This window comes from Gemmatimonadota bacterium, from assembly GCA_009838845.1.
Lineage (GTDB): Bacteria > Latescibacterota > UBA2968 > UBA2968 > UBA2968 > VXRD01.
Genome location: VXRD01000131.1, coordinates 22,662 through 29,241, shown reverse-complemented (window position 1 = coordinate 29,241; position 6,580 = coordinate 22,662). Strand labels below are relative to the sequence as shown.

The 6,580-nt window shown below is 51.2% G+C and carries 7 protein-coding genes; 2 read left to right on the top strand and 5 right to left on the bottom strand.

The features are described 5' to 3' along the window. Both F4Y39_18525 and F4Y39_18520 read left to right on the top strand, forming a co-directional pair. On the top strand, nt 1-401 hold a 401-nt coding region (locus tag F4Y39_18525), incomplete at its 5' end, for a DUF2089 domain-containing protein (protein ID MYC15725.1). Next, nucleotides 398-2,152 (top strand): hypothetical protein, encoded by a 1,755-nt coding sequence (locus F4Y39_18520; protein MYC15724.1) that lies wholly within the window; start codon nt 398-400, stop codon nt 2,150-2,152. The genes F4Y39_18525 and F4Y39_18520, both read left to right, overlap by 4 nt. A gap of 566 nt (nt 2,153-2,718) precedes the next feature. Here the strand turns inward: F4Y39_18520 and F4Y39_18515 are convergent. From F4Y39_18515 to F4Y39_18495, 5 genes are read right to left on the bottom strand one after another with little or no spacing between them, the layout of a single operon-like run. Continuing rightward, nucleotides 2,719-3,750 carry an Ldh family oxidoreductase gene (locus F4Y39_18515; protein ID MYC15723.1) on the bottom strand — a complete coding sequence of 344 codons (1,032 nt, stop codon included), beginning with the start codon at nt 3,748-3,750 and terminating at the stop codon, nt 2,719-2,721. Nucleotides 3,751-3,755: 5 nt separating this feature from the next. Then, the gene (locus F4Y39_18510; protein ID MYC15722.1) at nt 3,756-5,612 is read right to left on the bottom strand and encodes an AMP-binding protein; all 1,857 of its coding nucleotides are present in this window, start codon (nt 5,610-5,612) and stop codon (nt 3,756-3,758) included. A gap of 40 nt (nt 5,613-5,652) precedes the next feature. Further along, nucleotides 5,653-5,886: a DUF433 domain-containing protein gene (locus F4Y39_18505; protein ID MYC15721.1), complete on the bottom strand. Its 234-nt coding sequence runs from the start codon at nt 5,884-5,886 to the stop codon at nt 5,653-5,655. Then, the gene (locus tag F4Y39_18500; protein MYC15720.1) at nt 5,883-6,281 is read right to left on the bottom strand and encodes a DNA-binding protein; all 399 of its coding nucleotides are present in this window, start codon (nt 6,279-6,281) and stop codon (nt 5,883-5,885) included. The genes F4Y39_18505 and F4Y39_18500 overlap by 4 nt, the downstream gene beginning before the upstream one ends. Beyond that, nucleotides 6,281-6,574 carry a type II toxin-antitoxin system HigB family toxin gene (locus F4Y39_18495; protein ID MYC15719.1) on the bottom strand — a complete coding sequence of 98 codons (294 nt, stop codon included), beginning with the start codon at nt 6,572-6,574 and terminating at the stop codon, nt 6,281-6,283. The genes F4Y39_18500 and F4Y39_18495 overlap by 1 nt, the downstream gene beginning before the upstream one ends. Between the last annotated feature and the right edge of the window lie 6 nt (nt 6,575-6,580).

Here is a 6,580-nt window from a genome sequence, read left to right as displayed (position 1 = left end):
TGCGTAAAATTATTGAGAAATGTCCTGCCTGCCAGAATGAGGTGATTGTCACCCGCATTCGCTGTACGAGATGTGAATGTGAGGTTATTGGAGAATTTCAGCCCACAATTTTTAACCGTCTGTCGCCCGAAAATCTGACTTTTGTCGAGACATTTGTCCGATTGCGCGGCAATGTCAAAGAGATGACGCGCGAACTCCGCGTGCCCTATAGCACGATTCGCAATCATCTCGACGATGTGATTGCAGAACTCGGTTTTGCAACGGGAACACATCCCGAGGTGGAGGATTTGTCCGTTGCGTCTCAGCAAGAGGTTCTCGACCGTCTCGAATCCGGTGAGATTTCAGTGGAGGATGCAGCGGAAGAACTTAAAAGGATAAATAAAGAAAGGAGTATATCGTGAAAGAAGAACGCATGAAGGTTCTCGAGATGATTCAGGATGGAAAAATAACGGCAGAAGACGCCGTGAAATTACTCGATGCGCTCGGGGATACTGCAGAAGAACCGCAAGGTGAAGGTCGCCAGCGCAGACGCAATGGAAGTCGTCAGCGCCAACGCCGACGGCGACGCTCTGGCGGCGCAGATATTCAGGTTGAGGTGCAAAAACGCATCCGGGAAGCGCAAGAGACCCTGCGCGAGGCGATGCCCAGAGCCAGACGCGCGGTGCGCGAGGCGATGCCCGATGTCAATCGCATAGTGCGCGAAGCCACGCGCTCAATTCCCGATGTGGGGGAGATTGTTCAGGAGGCGATGCAAACAGCGTCTGAAGCCGTTTCACAATGGGTGGAAGATAGCGATAGAAAGCATCCCGAAAAAGCTGTTCGACAATTTGTTGAGACAACACCGATCCAGGTCTCTGATCGTCTATCCGTACGGACGCCAAGAGGCCATGTTATCTCAAAAATTTGGGATCGCGATGAGGTCCAGATTGACGCGAAGATCTCGGTTTGGGGAACTGATGAAGAAGCGGTGCAGACTTTTGCCGAACAGATTGATATTCAAATACGGCGGGAGTCTGGTGCTGTGCAGATACAACCCAATGTGCCCAAACGGAAAAAAGACGATCCGGTTCGATCTGTGCGGATCGACTTTGAGTTGCGTCATCCCGAAAAAGTTGATCTCGATGTGCGAGCAAGGCACGGCAATATCACGCTTCCCAAGATTGATGGTGCAGCAGTCCTCAACAATCACCATGGCAAAACGATTTTTGAAGGCGCGTCGGGCAATATAAGGATCAAGCAGCACCACGGCGATATTGCGGTGCAACATGCTGGCGGTGATTTGTCAATTGACGCACGCCATAGCGATACGAGTATCGATGCTGTCTCCGGTTCGGCTACGGTAAAAACGCATCACGGCGATTTCGTCTGTCGAAGTATCGAGCACAATGCCGAAATTAACATACATCACGGTAGGCTTGAGGGTGATCATATAGGGGGCAATGTCGTGGTGGATGTACGCCATGGACCTGTTGCCGTTCGAGAAATTGGAGGTGATTTTGCTGTGAAAGCAGGGCATAGCCCGATTGAAGTTGACCGCGCAGGCGGCAATGTGCAGGCAAAAAATAATCTTGCTCCCATCACTGTTCGAGAAATTGGTGGCGATTTTATTGCAGAAAATAACCACAGTTCAATTAAAGCCGAGCGGGTTGGGGGACGTGTGGTTGCAAAAAATAATCGCGGTACAACGCGCCTGAAAAATATTGCCGGTGCAATTACTGTCCATACAGGCCGGGGTGCTGTTGAAATTGAAAATCCCGAAGCGGGCGTCATGATACAAAGCCGCGGCGGCAATATTGCGGTGCGTCCACACAAACCCATTGGCGATGACTATGCGATTCAAAATAAAGATGGCGGAGTCGATCTCACCATTCCCGATGGTTCGGCTGTTGATGTACACGGCTATGTAGGGCGCGGAAGTATCCAGACCGACCTGCCCCTGTCTATTACCGGCGTGTCGCGTACCTCACAGGTCGTGACGGGTCAACTCAATGGCGGCGGTTCCAAGGTTGCGATTGAACTCGGCCGGGGCAGTCTGAGCTTGCATTCAGATGAAGATATTGAGAGAGATGCGCCTGAACCGCCTACGCCGCCCGAACCACCTGATCCACCTGATCCACCTGATCCACCTGATCCACCTGATTCGAAAGAATAATGCGGTTTAACAAAAAACCCGCTCTATAAGTAAGGGCGGGTTTTTTCTTTGAGGCTGTGAGTTATTGTTTCATACCATTTGGAGGTAGGGAGCCATAAGAAGGAGAGTACATTTACCGCAGGTAGTTGGCAGAGGGCAAGAGATAGTAAATTCAGCGGATGGTCGTTTACTTCAGGGGCGCTGTCTGCCCTGCGAACTTAGAGCCTTGCGATTCCTGGAATAATTTCACTTGATCTGAATACTTCGTATTGAACGATTTTAAATAGGCTATGTATTTATCCGAATTATGATCGCATGCTTCAGACATAAGCTTCCGGCTTTCTCGGATGCTTTCAATCAATTCGTAATATGTATCCATGGCTATTCATCTCCCATGAGTTCCAGAGGTGTTATTAACATTGGCACATAAAGCCCCAATAGAGTATTGATCCGGCGAATATGTCCCATCTTAATAGAAGCTAAAAATAGATGTTTCAAGATAAACCGTTTGAGCCACAGGTCAAATGTCCTTTTCCTTTTGATGGATCGTGGTAAGATGGATACGCAGGTAGATGGTTAAAGCATTTTTAAATTTCTACATCGAATTTTTTTGCGGTTTCGCAAATTTGTTCCCAGGTCGTTTCTTCTATGGGGACCCCATTTGCCTCGCGTTCGCAGCCCGTGCGGTAGGAGCGTTCACCGGGTACGAGTATTTCGTCGAATCCCGGCGCGGTTTTTGCCGATTTTACGTAGTCGATGAATTGTCCGATTTCGGCTTTAAAGTCGGAGATGGGCTGGAACGCATCGATGCGAATGGCCTGTACAAATAGGGCATTGCCCGTTACGGGTGAATTTTCGCGGGTGCAACCGGCGGGGGATAGGGCGCCGGATAAGATGTCGAAGATGAATGATAGGCCATATCCTTTGTGGTCGCCAAAGGGGGTTAGTGCGGCATTGCCGTGTACGTAAGCCGCGGGGTCAGTTGTGGGGTTGCCTTCGGCGTCGATGAGCCAATTTTTGGGTACGCGTTCGCCCCGGGCCAGAGCGACCCGCATTTTGCCACCTGCCGCAGTTGCGGCGGTCAGGTCCAGCGCAATGGGAAAGTCGCGGTCCGAAGGAAATGCAACGGCGAGGCAATTCGCGGGCAAGATGCGTCCCAGTCCTCCCCACGGTGCCATCGAGAGGTCGGCGCCGTGGCCGTTGTTGCTCATTAGTCCGGCCATGTTTTCAGCCGCGGCGAGGACGGGATAGCCACCCAATCGCCCGATGTGATTGCACTGGTGTACTGTTACGATGCCGACAGCACTTTTTTGGGCTTTTTGGATGGCGATGTGCATGGCTTCTGTTGCGGTTACGTGCCCAAATCCCCAGTGCCCGTTTACGACGGCTGTTGCATCAGTTTCCCGTTCGATTTCCACGGTTGTTCCGAGTTGTATTTGACCGCTTTGAACGCCGGATACGTATTGCGGAATGCGGACTACGCCGTGCGAGTCGTGTCCCGCGAGATTGGACGATACGAGCAGATCGGCCACGATTCGGGCTTCTTCGGGCGTTGCACCTATGCGTTCGAAGACTTCGCGGCCAATGCGCCGCAGTTTATTGGGATTGAAAATTGGCATGGGGATTACCCGTCATAAGCTGCGGCGATTTCGTTTGCGTAAATTTCTTCTATTCTCTTGGGTACGACCTTTTTCAGTCCCCGCGTGAGGGTTCCCGTTTCTTCGCTCAACTGGTCTGGCAGGACCAGCACTTTTTGTGGTCGCTCGTGCGCGGGAAGGCCAGATTCCGTGGCTTCTTTTAACAGTTGCTCGCGGATGCGCTCGGCTATTGCGGGATGGCTGTACAGGGCTTCCTCATCGTCTGTGGGCAGATCGGGAATATCTGTTTGCAATTGTGCTTCTTCTACATTTACGGTGACGATGGGTAGTGGGAATGTGCGGGTCTGATCGCCGCAGATTAAGACGTGTTCTATGAGCGATGCGCGAGCGAATATGCGTTCGAGACGTTCTGGGTTGACAAATTCGCCGTTGCTCAATTTAAATTGCCGTCCAAAGCGTCCCTGAAATGTCAAGAATCCCTCGTCGTCCATGCTGAATAAATCACCCGTGCGATACCACACTTTGCCCGTTTCATCGGTTACGAGTACTTCGGCGGTGCGTTCGGGGTCGTTGAGGTACCCCGTCATGACGTGGTTGCCGTGTACCCACAACTCGCCAATGCCATCGCCGCTGCCGCTATAGGTCTCTGTTTTTGGGTCACCGTGGGCGATTTCCTCGCCTGTTTCGGCGATGATTTTTACTTCTTGTAATGGCTTTCCAACGGTGCCTGTTTTTTGTCCGGTCAGCACATTTGCCGCGATCAGGGGGCTGCATTCGGTGACGCCATAACCTTCGAGGGAGGTGATGTCCAGTACGTCCTGGAAAAAGTCGAGGGCTTCGGGGTCGGCTTTTGCGGAGCCGACGATTAACAATTCGAGGCGGCTGCCCACGCGCTGCGAGAGTTTTTCTTTGATTTGTCCGACGATTTTTTTGCCCAGTGTGGCGTTGACGAGGCGGTCGATGAACGATGCTTCACCGCGTGTAATGCGCTGTTTGGCGCGCAGTGACCGGGCGATTAATGTGCCTTTTGCACCGCCAGCATCAATTTCTTTTCGCACGTTGCCAAATACTTTGTCTAAGATCAGGGGGACGGTTAAAAAACCTTCGGGTTCAGAATATCGAATATCCACGAGTACGCGATCCGGCGACCGCGCCAGGTCCAGTGTCCAGCCTTTTGCCAGGGGGTAATAGATATTTAATATGCCCATGGTGTGATAGTCGGGCGCGGATTTGAATAAGATGACCGGGTCGCGGTTGCTGATCGTATCCCATACGGATAGGATATTGCCGACGAGATTGCGATGGGTTTGTATCACGCCTTTGGGCAATCCCGATGATCCCGATGTGTACACGATTTTCGATTCGTCATCGGGTTCTATTGCTATGTCTGGCAGCGGTGATTCCGCGCCTTGTTGCGTTAGTTCAAAAAATGAGCGTGCGTTATCGCCCTGTCCTTCTGTCAGGACGATCTGAGGGGGATTGTTCAGTTGTTCGCGCACGCGCTCGACCTGTTCCAAACTTCTTTCATCTGTGAACAAATAGGCAATGCCCGAATGGTTGATGCTGTGTACGAGCAAGTCATCGGGCAATTTGTTGCAGATCGGCACTGCGGATAGTCCCAGTATGTCGCAGGATAGAAAGACCAGGACAGATTCCAGACCGCCATCGGTCAATAGTCCGATGCGCTGCCCCTTTTCCAATCCTATTTGCGCCAGGCCCGATGCCAATCGGTCTCGCTGTGCCTTCAATTGCCGATATGTCAACGGCACGTATTGCAATCGCCTTTCGCCGGGTTCCTCTGGCTGACGCAATACGCGAACCGCCGTGCGGTCTGCATGCCGGTCAAAACTGTCGTTCAATAGTTCCTTGAGTGTTTCGCTCATGTGTGGTCCTCCCGTTGGCCGTAAAATTTTGGCTCGATAATCAAATTGGTGTTGTCAAACAGAGATCCCTCAGGGCCTTTGCTTCGTGATCCAGAACAGCTTTCACCTGCCACTCTTCGACGCCGTGGAACCAATCGAGAAATTGCTCAACGGAAGCGCCTTCTCGAAGATTTTCGAACAGGGCATATACAGGGACACGCGTTCCACGAAATACCCAGGCTCCACTCATTTTGGCCGGATGTCGTTCGACAGCTGTGCATTTATCCCAGTTCATTTTTGGTAAACTTTCTCTGATGGCTTGCGAGATGCGCTTGAGTCTGGCTGTTGCAAGAGCGCTTCGGCGGGAATGCCAAGGCCATTGATGAGTTTGTGGATCATAGCTACACTCAAAGGACACTTGCCCGATAGTACGTCGGAGACCTTACTTTCATTTCCAATGTAGGGGACGAGGTCCTTTGGCTTTAGCCCCTGTTGGGCCATCCGAAACTTGATGGCCGTAATTGGGTCGGGCAGGTCAATTGGGTAGGCTGTATCTTCGTAATGCTCAATCAAAGTAACGAGTGAATCCAACTCTTCACCCTCTGATGTTCCCGGTTTTGCATCAAAAATCTCGTCTGCACGTGCGAGGGCAGCTTTGTAATCTGCTTCTGTTTTTATTGGCTTGTGCATCACACTGTCTCCGCATTGATCTTGTCGTATTCTCGATGTGTTCCCAGAAAACGAATGTAGATCGTTCGATATGTGTAATTAATCTTTACCACCAAACGATACCTGTTGCCACATATATTGAACACAACTCTACCGCCCTTTAGAATACTGGCACTTCCGTATTTAGCTTTGACATCAACAGGCGACGCCCAATTAGCCGCTTTTACCTCTGTATGCCAGGCTTCGAGTTCTGATTTAGCCTCAGGGACGCGGGTCCAGTAGTCTCTCAGAGCTTTTTTACTGATGATTCTCACGTAATT

Coding starts and splice junctions, on each gene's coding strand:
- F4Y39_18515 (MYC15723.1), bottom strand. CDS start 3,750: ATGCCAATTTTCAATCCCAATAAACTGCGGCGCATTGGCCGCGAAGTC.
- F4Y39_18510 (MYC15722.1), bottom strand. CDS start 5,612: ATGAGCGAAACACTCAAGGAACTATTGAACGACAGTTTTGACCGGCAT.
- F4Y39_18505 (MYC15721.1), bottom strand. CDS start 5,886: ATGAACTGGGATAAATGCACAGCTGTCGAACGACATCCGGCCAAAATG.
- F4Y39_18500 (MYC15720.1), bottom strand. CDS start 6,281: ATGCACAAGCCAATAAAAACAGAAGCAGATTACAAAGCTGCCCTCGCA.